The organism is Nonomuraea sp. NPDC052129, from assembly GCF_040680095.1.
GTDB lineage: Bacteria > Actinomycetota > Actinomycetes > Streptosporangiales > Streptosporangiaceae > Nonomuraea.
Genome location: NZ_JBFAVX010000027.1, coordinates 26,132 through 45,505 on the forward strand (window position 1 = coordinate 26,132; position 19,374 = coordinate 45,505).

At 68.8% G+C, this 19,374-nt stretch carries 16 protein-coding genes and 1 pseudogene; 11 read left to right on the forward strand and 6 right to left on the reverse strand.

Features of this window, described 5'->3' with window-relative positions; translation table 11 throughout:
* Positions 1 to 13: 13 nt before the first annotated feature.
* Positions 14 to 709 carry an aspartate/glutamate racemase family protein gene (locus AB0L53_RS41285; RefSeq protein WP_364006521.1) on the forward strand — a complete coding sequence of 232 codons (696 nt, stop codon included), beginning with the start codon at positions 14 to 16 and terminating at the stop codon, positions 707 to 709.
* Here the strand turns inward: AB0L53_RS41285 and AB0L53_RS41290 are convergent.
* Positions 706 to 2,745, reverse strand: a complete 2,040-nt coding sequence (locus AB0L53_RS41290; protein ID WP_364006524.1) for an AAA family ATPase — start codon at positions 2,743 to 2,745, stop codon at positions 706 to 708. The two genes, AB0L53_RS41285 and AB0L53_RS41290, sit on opposite strands and share 4 nt — an antisense overlap.
* A 125-nt stretch (positions 2,746 to 2,870) precedes the next feature.
* Positions 2,871 to 3,248 (reverse strand): Dabb family protein, encoded by a 378-nt coding sequence (locus AB0L53_RS41295; protein ID WP_364006527.1) that lies wholly within the window; start codon positions 3,246 to 3,248, stop codon positions 2,871 to 2,873.
* A 340-nt stretch (positions 3,249 to 3,588) separates the two neighbouring features.
* Between AB0L53_RS41295 and AB0L53_RS41300 the strand changes: the two genes are divergently transcribed.
* Positions 3,589 to 4,305 (forward strand): DUF2306 domain-containing protein, encoded by a 717-nt coding sequence (locus tag AB0L53_RS41300; protein WP_364006530.1) that lies wholly within the window; start codon positions 3,589 to 3,591, stop codon positions 4,303 to 4,305.
* On the opposite strand, the gene AB0L53_RS41305 is transcribed toward AB0L53_RS41300, so the two are convergent.
* Complete coding sequence (locus tag AB0L53_RS41305; protein ID WP_364006533.1) at positions 4,291 to 4,932, reverse strand: TetR/AcrR family transcriptional regulator; 642 nt, start codon at positions 4,930 to 4,932, stop codon at positions 4,291 to 4,293. The two genes, AB0L53_RS41300 and AB0L53_RS41305, sit on opposite strands and share 15 nt — an antisense overlap.
* A gap of 114 nt (positions 4,933 to 5,046) precedes the next feature.
* On the opposite strand from AB0L53_RS41305, the gene AB0L53_RS41310 reads away from it, so the two are divergent.
* Complete coding sequence (locus AB0L53_RS41310) at positions 5,047 to 5,997, forward strand: AraC family transcriptional regulator (RefSeq protein ID WP_364006536.1); 951 nt, start codon at positions 5,047 to 5,049, stop codon at positions 5,995 to 5,997.
* A gap of 64 nt (positions 5,998 to 6,061) precedes the next feature.
* Here AB0L53_RS41310 and AB0L53_RS41315 read toward each other — a convergent pair whose 3' ends face one another.
* Together AB0L53_RS41315 and AB0L53_RS41320 are read right to left on the reverse strand one after the other, a co-directional pair.
* Complete coding sequence (locus AB0L53_RS41315; protein WP_364006539.1) at positions 6,062 to 8,773, reverse strand: AAA family ATPase; 2,712 nt, start codon at positions 8,771 to 8,773, stop codon at positions 6,062 to 6,064.
* Positions 8,774 to 8,809: 36 nt separating this feature from the next.
* Complete coding sequence (locus AB0L53_RS41320; protein ID WP_364006541.1) at positions 8,810 to 9,511, reverse strand: GntR family transcriptional regulator; 702 nt, start codon at positions 9,509 to 9,511, stop codon at positions 8,810 to 8,812.
* Positions 9,512 to 9,631: 120 nt separating this feature from the next.
* On the opposite strand from AB0L53_RS41320, the gene AB0L53_RS41325 reads away from it, so the two are divergent.
* The 8 genes and pseudogenes from AB0L53_RS41325 (at position 9,632) to AB0L53_RS41360 (ending at position 18,353) form a co-directional block, all read left to right on the forward strand.
* The gene (locus tag AB0L53_RS41325; protein ID WP_364006544.1) at positions 9,632 to 10,921 is read left to right on the forward strand and encodes an alpha-L-fucosidase; all 1,290 of its coding nucleotides are present in this window, start codon (positions 9,632 to 9,634) and stop codon (positions 10,919 to 10,921) included.
* A complete protein-coding gene (locus AB0L53_RS41330) occupies positions 10,908 to 12,260 on the forward strand; it encodes an extracellular solute-binding protein (protein ID WP_364006547.1) in 1,353 nt (450 codons plus the stop codon). The genes AB0L53_RS41325 and AB0L53_RS41330 overlap by 14 nt, the downstream gene beginning before the upstream one ends.
* A complete protein-coding gene (locus tag AB0L53_RS41335; RefSeq protein WP_364006550.1) occupies positions 12,260 to 13,183 on the forward strand; it encodes a sugar ABC transporter permease in 924 nt (307 codons plus the stop codon). The genes AB0L53_RS41330 and AB0L53_RS41335 overlap by 1 nt, the downstream gene beginning before the upstream one ends.
* Positions 13,180 to 14,070, forward strand: a complete 891-nt coding sequence (locus tag AB0L53_RS41340) for a carbohydrate ABC transporter permease (RefSeq protein ID WP_364006553.1) — start codon at positions 13,180 to 13,182, stop codon at positions 14,068 to 14,070. The genes AB0L53_RS41335 and AB0L53_RS41340 overlap by 4 nt, the downstream gene beginning before the upstream one ends.
* Positions 14,071 to 14,084: 14 nt before the next feature.
* Complete coding sequence (locus AB0L53_RS41345; protein WP_364006555.1) at positions 14,085 to 15,173, forward strand: mandelate racemase/muconate lactonizing enzyme family protein; 1,089 nt, start codon at positions 14,085 to 14,087, stop codon at positions 15,171 to 15,173.
* Positions 15,174 to 15,532: 359 nt separating this feature from the next.
* Positions 15,533 to 16,003, forward strand: coding sequence for an AraC family transcriptional regulator (locus AB0L53_RS41350; protein WP_364006558.1), 471 nt, complete (start codon positions 15,533 to 15,535; stop codon positions 16,001 to 16,003).
* Positions 16,004 to 16,136: 133 nt separating this feature from the next.
* Positions 16,137 to 17,312, forward strand: a pseudogene (locus AB0L53_RS41355) (4-hydroxybenzoate 3-monooxygenase).
* A 516-nt stretch (positions 17,313 to 17,828) separates the two neighbouring features.
* Positions 17,829 to 18,353: a hypothetical protein gene (locus tag AB0L53_RS41360; RefSeq protein ID WP_364006561.1), complete on the forward strand. Its 525-nt coding sequence runs from the start codon at positions 17,829 to 17,831 to the stop codon at positions 18,351 to 18,353.
* Here AB0L53_RS41360 and AB0L53_RS41365 read toward each other — a convergent pair.
* A complete protein-coding gene (locus tag AB0L53_RS41365) occupies positions 18,287 to 19,183 on the reverse strand; it encodes a FadR/GntR family transcriptional regulator (protein ID WP_364006564.1) in 897 nt (298 codons plus the stop codon). The genes AB0L53_RS41360 and AB0L53_RS41365 overlap by 67 nt on opposite strands.
* Positions 19,184 to 19,374 lie beyond the last annotated feature (191 nt).

The following is a 19,374-nucleotide window of genomic DNA, read 5'->3' on the forward strand; positions in this document are numbered from 1 at the left end:
GAAACGGAGTTCCATGCGCACTATCGGGCTTATCGGCGGGTTGAGCTGGGAATCGACGGTGATCTACTACCAGATCATCAACCAGCGGGTACGCGAGCGACTCGGCGGCAGCCATTCCGCCGACAGCCTCATCTGGTCGGTCGACTACACGCGTGTCGAGGACCTCATCTTCGCCGACCGCTGGGACGAGGTGAGTACGCTGCTGACCGGGGCGGGCGGGAAACTGGCGGATCTGGGCGCCGAGGTCCTGCTCATCTGCAGCAACACCTTCAGCCGGGTGAGCGACGACGTGGAGCGGGCAGTGAGCGTGCCCGTGCTGCACATCGCCGACACCGTGGGCACCGAGATCCGCGCCAGGGGCATGCGCAAGGTCGGCCTGCTGGGCACCCGATTCACCATGGAGGAGCCCTTCTACCGGGATCGGCTGGCCGCCCACGGCTTCGACGTGGTCGTCCCGCGGCGTGAGCAGCGGGAACTGGTCCATCACGTGATATTCGACGAACTGGTGCGCGGGGTGCTCCGGGAAGCGTCCAGGGACGCCTACGCCCGGATCATCGATGATCTCGCGGCCGACGGCGCTGAAGGCGTCGTCCTCGGCTGCACGGAGATCGAGTTGCTGATCAGTGAGAAGGACAGCGCCATCCCGGTGCTGCCGAGCGCTCGACTGCACGCGGAGGCGGCGGCCGGCTTCGCGCTGGCCGACTCTTAGGTGGATCGGTACGCCGGTGCGCCGTACAGCTCCCGGTGCCACAGGTCGGCGCAGAGGCGTTCGATGCCGGCCGCCAGATGGCGGCGGTAGGTGCTGAACGGCAGGCCGAGCCGTTCCGCGGCCAGCTCCTGGGTGGGCGTGCCGCGCAGGAACGTGACCGACAGCGCCTGATGGAACTTGACCGAGCGCGGATCCGCACGCAGGCCGTCGATCACCTGGCGCAGCAGGTCACCCAGCGCCGCGGCCGGATCCTGCCCGGCCCGCTCGGCGATCAGCCTGGTGCGCGCCAGCGGGGAAGTGGCCAGCGTGTCCGGCCGCGACAACTGGCGCAACGCCTCGCGGACCGCCTTGGCGAACTCCGCCCGCGACAACACCGCCAGCTCCGCCGTCGCGGCACCCGGGCCGCCGGCGGGCCCCGCGACGAGCGGCCGGTTCATCCGCTCCAGCCACGCCCGCGCCGGCACCGCGCGCCAGTCATGGACGAACAGGGTGTACACGTCATCCCCCAGCCGCGGCTGCTCGGAGATGTCACGCATCCCGTAATGCCGTAACCGCTCCGCCCACGCTTGGTTCGGCTGCCGTGCCGCGATATATGACCAGGCCATCCGCTCGGCCCGCAGACAATCGCCGATCACTCGCCACTGGATCACCTCCATCAGAGGCGAGTTTCCGCGATACGTCGGCAGCGTCCATACCCGGCTGACCGCCATATGTTCACCGGTGCGCAACGGCGTCGTGGCACGGGTGTGCGCCCACGCCATGGCCACGATGGGATCGGCCGTCAGCTCCTCCTCATCGAATTGCGCCAACCGCAACCACGCGGAGAAGGCCACGGGCTCGCCGGTTTCGGTCCGTCGATACAGCCGGAACGCCTCCGGCTGACGTTCCGCCCAGAAGGCGGCGCAGCGCGCGGACGCCGCGCCCTCCGCCGCCGCCGCCACCCGGAGCAACGCGTCGGCGTCCTCTTGGCGCAGCACCTCTTCCTGGAACTCGCCCTCGTCGTGGCGGCCGTGGAAATCGGCCGGCGCTCCGTTGTGCAGGTAGAGCAGTGCCGCCACGGCGCCGGGCACGTCCGCGTCGCTCGCCGTACGCACCTTGTCCGCCAGATGCGCATGAACGCGCTCGCGCATCACCGCGTACCCCTCCGGATCCCGCCATCGCAGGTCCGCCTCCACCACCTCCCGCACCACATCGTGCGGAAACAACCCGAGACCGCTCGACGCCACGAACGGCAACCGCCGCAACCACCGGAACAACGTCCCGGCGTCCTGCGGCAGAGCCGCCCGCAGCAGGTCCTCCGTGGTCGTGTACGCGTGCGCGCAGATCTCCAGAGCATGCCGATGGGCCGCCGAAGGCACCTCACCCACCAGCTGATCCAGCAGCGTGGCCACCACGTCCTGGCTCGGCGTCCACCGCCGGCCGGCCTCGCCGTCCTTCACCGCCACGGCCGCCCCCAGCAGCAGCGCCAGCGGATGACCACCGGCGAAGGCCGACAGCGGCTCACGCGACTCGGCCGGCACCCCGCAGGAGTCCATCAGGGACTGCGCGTCTCCGGCCCGCAGGTCGCGCAGCGGCAGCACCTCCAGCGCCCCCGCCCATCCCGGGTCCGCCTGCCAGCGCGGATCCGGCGGGTAGCGCCCCGCGATCACCACCAGCGCCCCCACGGGCATCCGCGGCAGGAACCGCTCACGCAGCCATCCCTCCAAGCCCTGAACGCATTCGAAGGAGTCGATCAGCAGCACCGCCCCCGCATCACGAAAGACCGGCTCCGCCTCAGCCTCGAACGCCCCCGGCGACGGCTCCGACATGCGCCCGTCCACCATGGACACCGGCCGCCCCGTCACCGCGGCCTCGTGAGCGAACCGCCGCAACAAGGCCGACTTCCCGATGCCGCCGGGACCGTGCACGAACAGCACGCTGCAGCCGCCGCCGTACAACGCCGCCTGGAAAACCGCGAGCTCTTCCTCCCGCCCTGCGAACGCCCTCTCACGCGCCGCTTGCAGGTGCCATCCCAGCAATCCAGATCCGTCGTCCATGACGAACCACGATCGGTGCCGAATGTGCGCGAGTTGTCCGCCGCATGTCACCGTTTCTCGACGGCGGCGACCGTAGGCGCGACCGCGACACGACCAAGGCCACCTGATCGCCGCGACCGCACGGGCTAGGGCAGCATGCCCACCAGCGCGGCCAGCTCGGGGTCGCCTTCGTACCGTCGCCGGTGCAGGTCGGCGATCTTCGCTCCCATCTGCGGGTCGTCGTCGTCGGTGATGTCGTACGAGTCATACTTCTCGACCAGCGGCATACCGAGCTGGTCGGTGCGCGCGTGCGCCGGATGTGTCAGGTACTCCCAGTAGCCGTCGAGGTCCTCGATGACGAACACACCACCCCAGTCGAAATCGCCTCCGTAGTCCCGGCCGACGACGAACGACTTCACCGCCGAGATGACCCGGCCCTGGTTGCGCATGCTCTCCAGGGCCTGCTCTATCTGCTCCTGCGTCACGCCGGCCTTGGCCTTCATACGGATGCTGTGGAAGATCATCGTGCTCCTCTTCGTAGGTGGTGAACGCTGTTGACCAAGAGGTCCAGCGCTTGACGATGGCGCGCCCACTGTGAACGAGCCCGGTGTGCCGCCGCGTCGGCACGTGTTGCCTATTCGACGGCAACGGCGCGTAGGCACCCCCGAGGCGGGCGAGCACGCCCCTCGGCCGACCGCAATTCAAGCCCGTTCTTCAGCAATCTCCCGCATCGACTTCATCACTCACCCGCGCCTACGGTTGCCGCTTGATCGGCGTTGTTTGCGGCGAGGCGAAGGCCCGCTGCCGCCGACCTCGCGCATTGCGCCCCTTCCTTCTCGTTCCCGCGCAGGTATTGGAGTTCGCATGTCCGCTGTGACCATGTCACGGGCCGTTCGCCGCCGCTGGTGGTGGACCCTGTGGAGTCTTCTCGCCGTGCTGGCGACCGGCATCACGGCCTACTTCGTGCCGCCGTATCTGGTCGGCGGCACGACCGTTCCGGGTCTCGACATGAGCATCCCGGGGTATTACGTGAGTCTCGTGTTCCACGCGGTGCCCGCCGGCACGGCACTTCTCGTCGGGCCGTGGCAGTTCGTGCCGCGGTTGCGGGCCCGTTTCCCCCGCGCGCTTCGGATCACGGGGCGGGTGTACCTGATCTCGGTCGTGGCCGCCGCGATGGCGGCGGCCTACTCCTCCGCGGTGACGCCGAGCGGCCCGACCTTGCAGGTGGCGTTCTTCGGGCTGATCGTGGCGTGGTTGTACACGGCGGCCAAGGCGTATCGGACGATCCGCCGCCGCGAGGTGCAGTTGCACCGGATCTGGATGGTCCGCAACTACGCGTTCACGTTCGCCGCCGTGACTCTGCGGCTCTACCAGCTGGCCGGGCTGCAGCTGATGGGCGTCATGCCGTCGCTGGAGTACCGCGATGTCTACGCGTCGAGCGCATGGCTGTCCCTGCTGGGAAACGTGCTGGTCGCGGAGTACTTCATCGTTCAGCGCACGCTGGCACCGCTGGCGCGGCGGCGGTCAGCGGAACCGGACGAGGCTCTGCCGCGGCAGGCCGAGGCCCTATCTCAGCAGTGAGTCGACTTCGTCGGCGTACAGCAGCCCGACGTCGATGTCCATGCCGGTGAAGTGGCCGGCGAGCTCGAGGGACAGCACACCGTGCAGCCGGGTCCAGAACGTCAGGGCCTGGCGCAGGATGGCCGCCGGCGCGGTGGGATCAGGCGCCCAGTGCCGGTGGCTGTTGAGGTGAGCGCCGAAAGGGGTTTCCGGCGACGGGATGTCGGCCTTGCGGTAAGCGCCGATCAGCACAGCCATGATCTCCTGCGACATCGCGACGGTGTCGGCGGGCGCCTCATAGCCCGGCACGGGTGTGCCGTAGATCAGCAGGTATCGGTGCGGATCGCTCAGGGCCCACGCGCGTACGACGTGCGCCAGCGCGACGATGTCGGCACCGGAGTCGTACGCCTCGCGAACGGGGTCGGCGAGGCTGCGATAGGCGTCCCTGATGAGCGCCGTGATCAGATCGTCGCGACTGGCGAAGTAGCGGTAGAGGGCCGGGCCGCTCATGCCCAGCTGCTTGGCGATCGCCTTGAGGGACAACGCTGACACGCCCGCCGTGGCGATCTGCTGCCAGGCGTGTCGCTTGATCTCGTCTCGCACCTGCGCCCGGTAGCGCTCGCGCGGGCTCACCACATCGCTGTCCATGGGTCGGCCTCTCCGGTTCCCGTGCGCCACCGCGAGTTAGAGGCTATCACCATCGCGATTGACGGAAGCGATGGCTGGTTATAGGGTGTAACAGAAGTGAGCTGGCGTAATGCGATGAACGCGCGTGCGCCGCTCGTCACCCGTACCGGAGAAGTGGTCTCGCTGATGCAGAGGGAACCGCGCTTCGACATGGCCGGCTACGCCGGCCTGGACCTGGACCGGTTCGTCCGCCGATCGTTGTGCAGCTGGGAACGGCCCGGATGGCGCTCGCTGCTCCTCCAGAAGTTCGAGCACGTCGAGGCCGCCGGTGAGATGGTCATGCCGCCCTCGGCGGACGCGCACCTGTGGCTGATCACCGGCGGCGCGGGGCAGCTGCACATCGACACCGGCGAAGGCTGGCGGACCACGCCCATCACGCCGGGCGAGATCGGGATGGCCACACCGGGCGTACCGACTCGCCTGCGCTACGAGACCACGGCGCCGATGCACTCCATCCACGTCCATCTCCCCCTCGATGTCCATCTCCCCGCCGCCGTGGTCGAGCGGGTGGTCGCCGAGCTCGGTGGCCCGGCACTCCCGGCCGGAGATCCGGCGCCGGACAGCGGCGAGCTGATCGGCGCGGTGCTCAAGTCGCTGGCCGCCGCCACCGCGGCGGGTGCGGACGAACTCTACGCGGATGCGGCCGCGCGGTTTCTGGTGGTGCATCTGGCGATCCGCGAAGGCCGGCGAGGCTCAGCGGACCCGACGCGGCGTGAGGACGTTCGAGTGCGGAAGGCCATCGCGTACATGCGCGACCGGTTGAGTGAGCCGGTGCGCCTGGCGGAGCTGGCCGAGGAAGTGCGGTTAAGCCCTTATCACTTCCTGCGGGTTTTCAAGCGGGCGACGGGGGAGACACCGGTCCGCTACCTCACTCGGCTGCGTATCGCGCAGGCGACGCGCCTTCTGGAGAACGGGATGACGGTGAGCCAGGTGGCTCGGCGTTGCGGTTTCAGCAGTTCAGGGCACCTGTCGTCCGCTTTTCTGCGGGAGACCGGTGTACGGCCCTCAGCCGTGCCGGCCAAGTAGCACGGCGCCCTAACGGTTCCTGTCCGCCCCCCACGGTATCGCCGACGCCATGCGGCAAGTCCTGTCACCCGCCGTCGAGCCTGTCCTGGAGGACGAGGTCGGCGTGATCTTTGAGCTGCCTGCGTGAGGTGATGCCGAGCTTGCGGAAGATGTTGCGCAGGTGGGCGTCCACGGTGCGTTTGCTGATGTAGAGGTGGACGGCGACCTCGTTGGAGGTGGCGCCCGAGGCCACGAGGCGGGCGACGGCGACCTCCTGCATGGACAGCTTCCCGTACGTCTGCTCGGACCGGGCCTGGACCGTCTCGCCGGTGGCGCGCAGCTTGTTGGCGGCCCGCCGGGCGAAGCCCTCCGCCCCGGCCCTGGACAGCAGCTCGTGGGCGGTGCGCAGGTGCTCGCGGCAGTCACGCCGGCGGCCTTCGCGCCGCAGCCATTCGCCGTACAACAGGTGCGCCCGAGCCAGATAGGGGAGTAGCGGGCCCTCGGCGAGCAGGTCGACGGCCTCCCGGTAGTGATCCTCGATGCCGGTCACAAGCCCTCGTGAGTAGGCCGCGACTCCCTGGCCGGCGGTGGTTCCGCCGGCCCGGGTGCGCTCGGTGAGGGAGTCCAGTGCCCGCGCCGCGGTGATGTGGTCGTCACAATGGACCGCGGCTTCGATCAGCTCCGGCAGGGCCGCTCCGGTGAGGAACAGATCATCGTGCTCGGTGGCCTTACGGGCCGCGGCCAGCGCGGCCGGGTATTCGGCCAGCCCGTTGTAGAGCATGGCCGTCGTCCAGTGCAGGTTCGTGACCTGTCCCGGCCATCCAGCCGCCGGTGCCGCGGTGGCCGCCTCACACAGCTCAAGGGCCTCGTCGCGGCGGCCGCGCTGCGCGGCGAGGTGCAGCCGGTGGTGGAGCAGCGGGGGAGCGCCGGTCGCGTCGGCGATCGCCGCCTCCTCGGCGGTGGCGGCGATCGCCTGCCCGAGGTCGCCGATCAGGGTGGCCTCGACCGCCTTCTGCGCGAGGCCGAGCCTGAGCGGCAGCGGCGAGCCCGACGCGCGGCCCGCCTTCACCAGCCAGGTGGCGATGGCGGCCAGGGTGTCCGTGTCCCACAGCTCGACGGCGATCATCGTGGCGAGCGCGGGACGCCGCGTCCAGAACGGGTCGCCGATGCCGTAGAGGGCGTGGCGAAGCAGCGGAACAGCGGCATCGTACCCGTCGGTGGTCAGCACGATCAGCGCGTCGAGGGCGTCCGGCGAGCTCGGTGCCGGCGCCGTGGACCGGGCCGCGGTGAGGACCCGATCGATGACGGCACCGCCGCGGCCGACGGACAGGCTCATCTCGACGGCATCGAGGAAACACTCACGTGCCCGGTCCGGATCCAGGCTCGCCAGCCGTTGGGCGGCGCGCGCCATCAGCATCGGTCCGGAGCCGTCGGCGTGCCTGGTGAAGGCGATCCGGCCCCTTAGTAAGTCGACGTCAGCACGCTGGAACTCATCCAGCGCGGCGGTTTCGAGGAGCGCGAGCAGGTCCGTCGCCTTGCCGGACGCCCCCGCGTCGAAGCCGGCCTGGGCGGCGCGCAGAGTTCGGTCGATCCGGCGCGCGGGATCCAGCGACAGCGCCACCGAGCGCTCGAGGAAGACCGCCGCGGCCGCCACGCCCCCGCGCGCCTGAGCACGCGTCGCGCACCGCTCCAGCTCATCGGCGACGTCGTCATCGGGGCCGGAACCGGCTTGGGCGCGGTGCCAGGCCCGGCGGTCCGGAGCCGTGATCGGGTCGGTGACCGCCGCCAGCGCCTCGTGCACCGCGCGGCGTTCGCCGGCGCCGGCGGCCCGGTAGACCGCCGAACGTGCCAACGGATGGCAGAAGCGGATGCGGGTCCCGAACTCCACCAGCCCCGTCGCATCCGCCTCCGCGCTGGACGATGTCACATCGAGGTCCAGTTGGCGCGCGGCCGGCCAGAGCAGGCCGGGGTCGCCGGTCGGGTCGGCGCTCGCCACGATCAGCAGCAGCCGGGCCTCGGACGACAGACCGGCCAGCCTGGCGCGGAAGCCGTACTCGATCCGGGCCGGCACCGAGGACCCGTCAGGCGGGACGAAGCCACCGGCGCGGGGCAGCTCCAGCAGCGCCAACGGGTTCCCCTGGGCCTCGGCGACGAGCCGGTCCCGGACCTGGTCATCGAGGGGGAACGGGCTCCGCGTCGCCAGCAGCACCTTGGCGTCCTCGTCGCTCAGGCCGCCGACGGCCAGCTTCGGCAGCTCGCCGAACCCGTCCGCCACGTCCGTCGGCCGCACCGCGAAGATCATCGCTACCGGGTCGGCGGCGATCCGGCGGGCGAGGAAGACCATCGCCCTCGCGGACGCGCTGTCGACCCACTGCGCGTCATCGATCAGGCACATCAGGGGCCGCTCCCGGGCCGCCGTTGTCACCAGTCCCAGGGCCGCCAGGCCGATACGGAACGGGTCGGGTGTGCCCTCGGCCAGCCCGAAGGCCACCCGCAGAGCGTCGCGATGCCGGTCCGGCAGCTCGTCGAGCTGCTTCAGCATCGGCACGCACAGCTGGTGCAGCGCGGAGTACGGCAGTTCCTGCTCGAACTCCGACCCGGACGTCCGGACCACCCGGAAGCCGGGCGCCGCGTTGCGGGCGTACTCCAGCAGAGCACTTTTGCCGATGCCCGCCTCGCCTTCCAGCACCAGCGCGCCGCCCTGTTCCGTACGCGCGGCGCCGGTCAGCTCGTCGACGCGTTGCTTTAAGCCGTGCCGGCCGACGAGCGGATCGGTGGTGAGCGCAGGAGTCCGCATAACGGGAAACGGTAGGGGATCGCGGACCTGGCCGGGTCAGGTTTCGTAGGCGCTCGTCAGGCGTGACCGCGACGCCTCCAGGTGGGCGGTCATGGCGCTCGCCGCCGCCTCCGGATCATTGCGGCAGATGGCGTCGAACACCGCGCGGTGCTCATCGGCGGCGCGACTGGCGATCCCGTGGCGGAAGTAGAGACGGTAACCATGGGTGTGCGCGCGGAATCTGCGCAGCGTGTCGGCGATGAGCGGGCTGCGACTGGCCTCGGCGATCGCGTTGTGAAACAGGGCGTCCAGCTCCGCGAAGCCGCGATACGCCTCGTAGGTGTCGCCGACCAGCGGTGACATCATCTGCTCCAGCGACCTCCGCATGGCGCTCACCTCGGCGGCCGTGGCGTACCGTGCGGCACGCGCGGCGGCGGACGGTTCGAGGAGCAGGCGAACGTCGTACAAGTCGTCAAGGGCGGCCCGGTCGAGCAGGGGAGCCACCAGATAGCCCGTGTTCGGCCGGCGGACGACGAGCCCCTCCGACTCGCAACGCGCGAGCGCTTCGCGGACCGGCGTCTGCGACACGTCGAGTTCGCGGGCGAGCCCGTCGATCGACAGTTTCGCCCCAGGCTCCAAATCGTGATCCATGAGCCGGGCCTTCAGTGCCTGGAAGACCGATTCACGGACGCTGACCTTGGCCGGCTCGTCGGAACCCGAGCCGCCGGACGCGCCCGTCACCGGCGTCGAGTCGCTCATCTCCCCTCCAAATGAACTTCCGTATTCATGGTTGACACATGCCCGAAACGCCCTGCATCCTCATGCAAATCGTATCGTATCCGATCTGGGCAAGCCTGCCCAACGCAGAAGGATGAGCTCGTGACCATTCCCGACTGGTTCGGCGAGGCGGGTTTCGGCCTGTTCGTGCACTGGGACCATGCGAGTCAGCAAGGCGTGGAGATCGGCTGGCCCCTGGTCGGCCACTCGATCCTGCCGGACCGGACAGAACCCGAAGCCGACATGACCATCGCGCAATATCAGTCGAGCGCGGCCACGTTCGACCCGCGGCGCTGGGATCCGCGCGGCGTCGCGCGGCTCGCCCGCGACGCGGGTGCCCGCTACGTGGTCTTCACCGTCCGCCATCACGCCGGGTACTCGATGTACCACACGAGGCAGTCGGAGTTCTCCATCGCGGCCTCGCCGTACGGGCGTGACATCACCCGGGAGTTCTTCGACGCGTTGCGCGCCGAGGGCCTGCGTGTCGGCGTCTACTACTCGCTGCTCGACTGGAACCATCCCGACTACCCGGCGTTCACCGACGCCGATCGTCCCTACCCGCACGAGCGTTACCGGCGGCCCGCACCGGAGCAGTGGGCGCGATACCTCGACTACGTCAAGGGCCAGCTCACCGAACTGCTCACCGAGTACGGGCCGATCGACCTGCTGTGGTTCGACGGGGAGTGGGAACGCACCGGGGAGGAGTGGCACGCCGCCGAGCTCCGCGAGCTGATCAAATCCCTGCAGCCGGACGTGATCATCAATGACCGGCTGCCGGGCCAGGGCGACTACGCGACACCCGAGCAGGGCATGCCGCGCCGGCCACCGGGCGGACCGTGGGAGCTGTGCCTCACCATGAGCGAGAGCTGGGCCTACCGGCCCGACGACCTCGACTACAAGAGCCCCCGGCTGCTCGCCTCCTACCTGAGCGAGGTCGTCTCCCGAGGCGGCAACCTCCTGCTCAACATCGGGCCGCGGGGCGACGGGTCGCTCGTGCCGGCCGAGGTCGCCACGCTCAAGCAGCTCGGCGGCTGGCTCGCCGGCCACGGCGAGAGCATCGTCGGGGCCGCGCCCGCGCCGCAGCGCCTCGACTTCCACGGCCCGGCCACGCGACGCGGCAACACCATCTACCTCCACCTGCTGCTGCGACCACAGGACGTGCTCGTCGTCAGGAACGTTCCCATCAGCTCGGTCGTCGGCGTTCGCCTGCTCGGCACCGAGCAACCGCTGGAGTACAGCCTCAACGAGGAAGTGCACAAGGCGAACGGCGCGGACGACGAGCCGCTCGGCGAACTGTTCATCACCGTGCCGCCACCGACCGGCGCGCTCATCGACGTCATCGCCATAGAGCTGTCAGCTCCCTGGAAGGACGGCTCACATGCCACTGTCTAGAACTCTCAAGGTAGCCAGGCCCGTTCTCGCGGGCGTCCTGCTCGCGGCCGTCGGCATCGCGTGCGGCACCGGCACCGGACCGGGGGGCGGCGACGGCAAGTCGCTCCGGATCCAGATCCCCACCGGACCGCTGGCCAGCGCCATGCAGCAGGTCGGCAAGGACTTCGAGAAGGCCAACCCGGGCACGGTGGTCACCTTCGAGGGCGTCGACTCCGGCAGCTCCCGCGGCCCCAACGTGGCACTGCTCAGCTCGACCGGCACCCCGGACATCGGTTACCTCCAGCGCAGCACGGGCGTCTGGTCGGCGCTGTTGAAGAACAAGCAGCTGACCCCGCTGGACGACGTGTGGAAGGCCGCGGGTCTGGCGGACAAGTACTCCAAGAGCCAGGCCGACTACTACACGACCGACGGGCACCACTACGGCGTCCTCTACGAGCAACTGCTGATCAACCCCGTCTACTACAACAAGGCGGCCTTCGCGAAGGCCGGCCTCCCTGACCCGCCCGACCACCAGGTCGCCTCCGTCGCCGACTTCGAGTCCATGGTGGGCAAGGTCAAGGCCGCCGGTTACGAGGGATTCGGGGTGGGCGGTTCGAGCCCGTACGACCTGGGGCACACGCTGGACGCGCTGCTGCCCACCGCGGTGCCGGCCGAGGACTACGACGCCATGCTCACCAACTTCAAGCCCGGTTCACCCACGGACGTCAAGTACACCGACCCTGGCTTCGTGAAGGTGCTTCAGACGATCCAGGACTGGCAGAAGAAGGGCATCTACCAGAACGGGATGCTCGGCATGGACACCGACCAGGCCCAGGGGCTGTTCACCAGCGGAAAACTCGCGATGCTGCAGGGCGGCAACTACACCTACTCGAGCCTGAAGGAGGCCAAGCCGTCGTTCGAGATGGGCTGGTTCCTGCTGCCCCCGCTCACCCCGGGCCGCAAGACGCCCTTCGACGCCTTCAACGGTGACACCCTTGTGGTCCCGGCCAAGGCGGCGAACCCGGATCTGGCCAAGAAGTTCCTTCAGTTCTTCATGACCGACAAGTACCAGGTCAGCGTCATCGCCGCCACCGGTTCGCTCCCGGTGTTCACCTCGATCCCCGCGTCGAGCCTGTCGAACCTCGGCGACCTGGTGCAGCAGCAGTTCGAGCTGTCGCGGTCCGTCGGATTGGTCAACATCTGGGACTCCACCGTGCCCTCCACCCTCGGGCAGGCGTTCTCCGTGCCGGTGCTGCAGAAGCTCGTGGCCGGCAAGCTGACCCCGCAGCAGGCGGCCCAGCAGTACCAGTCGGCGCTGGAGGACCTGCAGTCCGGCAAGGTGTCGGGAGCGTCGGACTGATGATCGCCGACAAAGTCGTCCTGGCGACGACCGCCACGGCGCGGCCGCCGCGCCGGAGGGCACGGATCTTCCCGATCGCGATGATGGTCCCGGCCTTGGTGCTGCTGCTCGTGCTCGTCGCCTACCCGATCACCGGATCCGTGCGCATCAGCCTCGGTACCTGGGACGGCATCGGCGCGGTCGCCTACCACGGCCTGGACAACTACCGGCGGCTGCTGCGCGATTCGCTGGTCTGGCAATCCATCGGGACCAGCCTGCAGTTCTTCGTCGGGACCGTGGTGCTCACGGTGACCTTCGGCACTCTCCTGGCCAACGCGATCAGCCGTAAGGTCCCCGGCGCCCGGATCTTCAAGGTCGTCTGGTTCCTGCCGGTGATCATCCCGGTCAGCATCGCGGGCATCTTCTGGTCGAACGCCTTCCAGCCCACGACCGGTGTGGTGAACTCACTGCTCGGCCTGATCGGGCTCGGAGACGGGCACGCCTGGCTGGCGTCGTCCTCGGCGGCACTGTACGCGGCGATCTTCGTCGCGGTGTGGACGCAGACCGGGTACGCGATGCTGATCCTGCTGGGCGCGATGGAGGCCATCCCCGAGGAGGTGCACGAGGCGGCGACGCTCGACGGCGTCGGAGCGGCCGGCCGGCTGTTCCGGATCACCCTGCCGAACATCGTGCCGATGCTGGGCACGATCACGACGCTGACCTCGGTGTTCTCCTTCAACGCCTTCGGCATCATCTACGCGATGACCCGAGGCGGCCCGGGTAACTCCACGAGCATCCTCCCGGTGCTGGTCTACAAGCAGTCCTTCGTCGACCAGGACTACGGCTACGGCTCGGCCACCGCGGTCATCACCACGCTGATCGTCGCCGTCATCGGGATCATGGTCATGCGGATCTTCCGCCAGCAGACCCTGGACGCGCGATGACCGCGCCGCGGACTCCGAGCCGATCGCGGCCGGCCGTACGGCGGCGCTCGGTGTGGCGACACGGCCCGCTCTGGTACGTCGGTTATGCGCTCCTGCTGGTCTGGACGGCGATCACGGTCGTGCCGTTCGTGTCGATGCTGCTGCTGTCGCTGCACCCGACCAGCGACATCTACGCCCACCCGCTGGGGCTGGGCGGCCAGTGGGTGCTGTCGAACTACGCCGACGCCTGGCGGGGCGTGGTCGGTGGCGCGCCGCTGTCGACGTACATCATCAACAGCGTGCTGGTGGCACTGTGCAGCCTGGCCATCGGCGTGACCTGCGGCAGCCTCGCCGGCTACGGCCTGGCCCGCGCGACCAGGGGCCTGTCGAACGCGGTCAGCCGCGTCATGGTCCTCGCCCTGAGCGTCCCGCTGGTCGTCGCGCTGATCCCGACGTTCGAGTTGCTGGGCAGATATCAGCTGCTCAACAGTGTGGCGGGCATCTCGCTGGTGTACGCGGCGTTCATGACGCCCACCATCGCCCTCATCATGCGGTCGGTGTTCGCCGCCGTGCCGCGGGAACTGCTCGAAGCAGCCAAGATCGACGGTTACGGAGAGCTGACCGCGCTGCTCCGCGTGGTCCTGCCCATCAGCAAGGGCGGTTTCGTCTCGGTCACGCTGCTCGGGCTCATCTTCGTGTGGAGTGAGGTCCAGTTCGGAGTCGTCCTGCTGACCCGCCCGCAGGACCGCACACTGTCGGTCGGTCTGCTCTCCTTCCAGGGCCAGTTCGTCAGCGACCAAGGGGCCTTCTTCGCCGGCCTCGTCATCGCGACGTTCCCGATCGTCATCCTCTTCCTGATCTTCCAGCGCTACGTCACGAGCGGCATCACCCTGGGTGCGCTCAAGTGAAGAAAGCACATGACATGCCCCGAATCACACGAATCGACGTCCAGCTGGTCGACCTGCAACCGGCGGCCGTCCGCGTCGACGCGATGCAGTCCTTCGTCAAGCAGGAGACGGTGCTGGTCACCGTGCACACCTCCGACGGGCTGTCCGGCACCGGGTACTCCTACACGATCGGGACCGGCGGGCGGGCCGTCATATCACTCATCACCGACCATCTGGTCCCGGCACTTCTGGGCCGGGACGCCCGGCCGGTCGAGGCGCTGTGGCGGCACATGCTCGACCAGACCCGCGCGACCACCGTCGGGGCCATCACCTCACTGGCGTTCGCCGCCGTCGACACCGCGCTCTGGGACCTGCGCGGCCGCCGTACCGGTGAGTCGCTGTGGCGGATGGCAGGCGGCGCGCACGAGCGGCTACCCGTCTACGACACAGAGGGCGGCTGGCTGCACCTGCCCGTGGAGGAACTGGTGGACGGCGCGAAGCGGGCGGCCACAGCCGGGCTGCGCGGGGTGAAGGTCAAGGTGGGCAGGCCGTCGCTCGCCGAAGACGCCGAGCGGCTCGCGGCCGTCCGCGAGGCGGTGGGACCGGGCTTCGAGGTCATGGTCGACGCCAACCAGGCGTTCACCTCCGCGGAGGCGATCCGGCGCGCCCGGACCTACGAGCCGCTCGGCATCGCCTGGTTCGAGGAGCCGCTGCCGGCCGACGACCTCCACGGACACCGGAGACTGGCCGCCTCCACCTCGGTGCCGGTGGCGGTCGGCGAATCCCTCTACTCCGTCCAGCGGTTCGGCGACTACCTGGCCGCGGGCGCGGTCGGCATCGTGCAGGTCGACGTGGCCCGCATCGGCGGGATCACCCCGTGGCTGAAGGTCGCCCACGCCGCCGAGGCGTTCAACGTCGCGGTGAGCCCGCACTTCCTCATGGAACTGCATGTCAGCCTGGCCGCCGCGGTGCCGAACGGGATGTACGTCGAGTACATTCCGCAGTTGCGGGCGATCACCCGCAGCTCTCCGGTGATCGAGGACGGCCAGATGACACCGCCCGACATACCCGGCATCGGGATCGACTGGGATCCCGATGCCCTCGACGACCATCGCGTCGCCTGAGCCCCGCCGCGAGCTCGCCGACGACATAGGCTGGCGATCGATGCCGGAAACCCGCCAGCCTTTCCCGCCGCCCTCGACGCCACCGGTGACATCACCGCCCAGTGGTGGGGGCTGGCTACCGCACGGCTACCACCTCGGCACCCACTCTCACGCCGAAGGCCAGCTGGTGTACGCGGCCGCCGGCGCCCTGGCCACCACGACCGCACGCGGGACCTGGGTCGCCCCGGCCAACCGGGCGACCTGGACGCCGCCCGGCTTCGATCACTCCGACCGCTTCTACGGCAGGACCGACATCCGCCTCGTCACCATCCCGGCCGGCCTAGTGCGACGCGCTCGTGGCACACCCCAGCGTGTTCGCGGTGAGCCCCCTGCTGCGAGAGGCCCTCCTGGCGCTGACCGATCGGCGGGAGCCGCGCCCCGGCGCCTACGAACGGCTGCGGGCGGTGGTGATCGACGAGCTCGCCGAGACCCCGGAGCAGTCCCTGCACCTGCCCGAACCACGCGACGACCGGCTGCGTGCCGTCACCGATCTCCTGCACGCCGATCCCGGCCGCACCGCGACCCTGGCCGAGCTGGGCCGGACCGTGGGAGCGAGCGAGCGCACCTTGAGCCGCCTGTTCCACACCGAGCTGGGCATGAGCTTCCACCGCTGGCGCACCATCCTGCGTGTCCACCACGCCTTGGTCCATCTCACCGACGGCCGGTCCGTCACCGAGACCGCGACGGAGTGCGGGTGGTCCAACCCCTCGAGCTTCATCGAGGCGTTCACCGAGGTCGTCGGCCAGACCCCGGGCCGCTACCAAGCGGATCTGCGCGGCGGCGCGAAGTAACCACGCTGGCCCCGCGTGCACCAAATTGACGGGTTTTCGGTATTCAGTGGCCATTTATCGGTGGTCGGCGACCACCGTCGGGTCCCAGAGTGGTGGTCGGCACGCCGCACTCTTCAAGGAGGTCCGGAAATACATGGTGGAAACAGGCGAGGACACCGCCGTAGTCATCGTAGGGGCCGGGGTCGCCGGACTTACGCTCGGCAATTTCCTGCTGCGCAACGGCATCGACTGTGTCGTTCTGGAGAAGCACAGCCCTGAATACGTCGAGCGGCGGCAACGAGCGGGGACCATCGACAGCCGCGGGGTTCGAATGTTCCGTGAATGGGGGCTCGACGAGGTGCTGGAGGGTGACCCCATCTCGCAGGCTGAGGGCGGCTTCTGGATCGATGGGGAAGAACTGCCGATCGAGTTCGAGGAGGATGACGACAACGCCAGTCTCTTCTGCCCTCAGCAGGTACTCGTACGGAACCTCACAGATGTTTTCCGCCGCGACGGCTGAGACCTCCGCTTCGAGGCCGCCGACGTTCGCCTGGAAGACGTCGGCGGCGAGCGTCCCCTTGTGCGTTATCGAGACGCCGCCGGCTCGACGAAGGTCGTCAGCTGCGACTTCGTCGCCGGCTGCGACGGCGACCGTGGCGTCAGCAGGGCGGCCATCCCCGCCGGCGCCCTCACTCGCCACTCCCATGAGTACGGGTATGCCTGGCTGAGCGTTCTGGCCGAGGTGCCGGCGCATCCTTCAGGCATGGCGATACACTCGCGTGGCCTTGCCGGACTGATCCCGCGCGGCGCGAACGCCAGTCGTCTCTATCTCCAGTGCCGGCTCAACGACACCCTTGCGCAGTGGCCGGACGAGCGCGTCTGGAGCGAACTGGAAGCCCGTTTCGGCACACTCGTGGCGACCGGCCGGATCATCGACAAACGGCTCGTGCCGCTGCGGAGCGTGGTGCACAGCCCGATGAGCTACGGCTGGCTGTACCTGCTCGGGGACGCGGCACACATCGTTCCTCCGATGAGCGCGAAAGGAATACACCTCGCCCTCTACGACGCCGAGGTATTCGCCCGTGCCCTCATCAGTCAGATCCAGAAAGACGATTCGAGCCTGCTCGACAGCTACTCCTCGACCTGTCTGCGCCACATCTGGAACTATCAAGCATTCGCCACATGGATTACCGAGACCATGCACAACGCCGGCGACGCCTCCTACGAGGGAGAGTTTCGCAAGCGGATCGCCCGAGCGGAACTGGAACGCCAGTTCACCTCTCCGACGGCGAACCGCCTCTTCGGCGAACTCACCGCCGGAGAGTATTAGGCAACAGTCGTGATCGCGGTGTCGAAGTCGCCGGTGAGCAGTGTGCAGAGGCCCGGCACCGCCGAACATCTCGTTGTCCACGCTGGAGACGACGAGGTCGGAATCGAGGCCGGCGGGGTGCGCTTCGGCGGTGATGGCCAGGGTGCTGCCTGCCGCGGCGCCCGAAGAACCTCACGCCGGAGTGCTGGAACCGCGGAGCGCGGCCGGCCGTCCTCGTAACGGGGTTCGACAAGGTCTCGGGCTTGGAGCCCGCGCAGGACACCGGAGACGTTGATCCCTCTGTCCCGCGGTCGCTGCCGCCGGCCAGCGGAGCGGCGATATTAAGGTTTCTACCTTAAATGGGTGATTCGCATATCCTATTTATGGCAGGAGTGTCGCAGTTTCCGGCGAGGCGCGCAATATGCGTGACAAAAAATGACATTCGCGCTTTTAGGCAACAATAAGCATTTCTCGGAGGCAGATGCCCAGTAATGATGAGCCGTGGTGTCCCCCAACATCGATTCGACAGGAGCGCCGATGAGAAGACTGCTGACCGCCATCGTCGTCGCGGCGGCCGCCGTCATGTGTCTTTCTCCCTCCCCGGCAGAAGGATCGGCGCGGATGCTCGGCCCCAGCTCGAACGTCTGCGCGAACGCCCCCATCCCCACCGGCTCGATGCCGACGGCCTACTTCGACTGGTACCAGTGTGGCCAGCCCGGCACCATCTACTACAACGCGAAAACCATCCAGGTCATCAGCGACACCGCCGCGGGCGGCACGGTGACCACCTGTATCACGCCTCCGCCCCCGGCCGGGTTCTATGCCACGGCGCTGTCCTACTCCTTCAACTGTGAAATCAGCAAGACGCCCAACGGCGTCCTCAATAACCAGCAGACCCTCACCAATATCAACGGTCTGCCCTCCGGCCGCACACTCATCATCTGCGGCGTCCAATCGGCGCCGCCCGGCTGGACCGTCGTCGCCGTCGTACAGACCTACCTGTGCGTGTATCCCCGAGGCGGCGGAATCGGCGACAACGCCGTATCGATCCGCAAGCTCTGAGCCCCACGCGGTAACCGAGCCTGACACCCCAGCCCAGGAGGTGTCAGGCTCGGATCATCCAGCAGTTGCATGCCGGCGCCTACCTCCACTCCTGGAACTGCGCCTGCTGCTCGCGTCGCGCTCGAGAGATGCGCCGAGGCTCTCTGCAGCAGTCTCAATGCGCTGCGGACATCGCTGAGGAGGGTCGTCATCGCCCGCTCGGCGGCGTCCGGGTCTCCGGCGCAGATGGCTTCCATGACGGCCTCGTGATAGCCGATGGTCTCGGGGACGGGATAGTCGGAGCGGCCGTGCGTCGGTGACTCCCTGAGGACTTCCGCGATCGGATCGGCGAGGGCGGTGTACATCCCGTTGCCGGAGGCGCCGAGGATGATCCGGTGGAACTCGATGTCCGCGGCGAGGTAGCGCATCGGGCGGTGCGTCGTGCCGTAGCGGCGCATGTCCTGCGCCGCGGCACGGAGTGCGGCGCGCTCGTCGGCGGAGGCCCGCAGGGTGGCCAGGTGCGCCGCGATCGGCTCGATGCCAAGGCGCAGCTCCGTGAGAGAGCGAAGCTCGGCGGCGCGGTGCTTGCTGTCCAGGCGCCAGCGGATCATCCGGGTGTCGTAGACGTTCCACTGCTGTTCAGGCGAGATGCAGATGCCGGTGCGGCGCTGTGAGGTGACCATGCGCAGCGATTCCAGGATGCGCATGCACTCGCGCGCCACCCCTCGCGAGACGGAATAGCGCTGTTGCAGGCTCTCCAGGGTGAGGACGGATCCGGCGGGCAGTTCTCCGCTGACGATGTCCGAACCCAGTGCGTCGAGAACCGCCGAATGGAGAGTCGCAGCCGACATACGATCACCCTACTCGTCACCAGGACGGCCGTTCGCCGTCCCGCCTTGGGGCCGGGCCGTTCGGACGACGTCGCGCCAGGGACGCGTGCCGAGCGGAGCGGGTTCGGTCACTGGTCAGTTCTCCGCTTCGAGGGTCCTGCGGCGCTGACGGACCAAGGGCAGCGCCGTACTGATGAGGACAAGTATCGTCA